The organism is Burkholderia cepacia, from assembly GCF_001039005.1.
In the GTDB taxonomy this organism is placed as follows: Bacteria; Pseudomonadota; Gammaproteobacteria; order Burkholderiales; family Burkholderiaceae; genus Burkholderia; species Burkholderia theae.
In genome coordinates, this window is the sequence record NZ_LDWR01000076.1 from 1 (window position 1) to 317 (window position 317).

Genomic DNA, 317 nt, shown 5'->3' on the forward strand with positions numbered 1-317 from the left:
ACAATCACAACCCGGATAGTTTTCACGTCCATCTCATAGACGCTTCCGCTATCCAAATTACTTACTTCTTCCAGATTGTTAAAGAACGACAGCCGATACGTACTACGTATCACTCTGACTGGCTCAATCGCCAATGCAAAATTCTCGGTTCAGTGTCTGAACCAAGCCCTTAGCGTTGGTGATTGGTGGAGGCAGACGGGATCGAACCGACGACCCCCTGCTTGCAAAGCAGGTGCTCTCCCAGCTGAGCTATGCCCCCATATACAGAGATCCTCAGGGTACTACCGCCAGACAATGGTGGGTCTGGTTGGATTCGA

At 50.5% G+C, this 317-nt stretch carries 1 tRNA gene; it reads right to left on the reverse strand.

The features are described from left to right. Window positions 1-183 precede the first annotated feature (183 nt). Window positions 184-259 (reverse strand) — tRNA-Ala (locus VL15_RS35055). Window positions 260-317 lie beyond the last annotated feature (58 nt).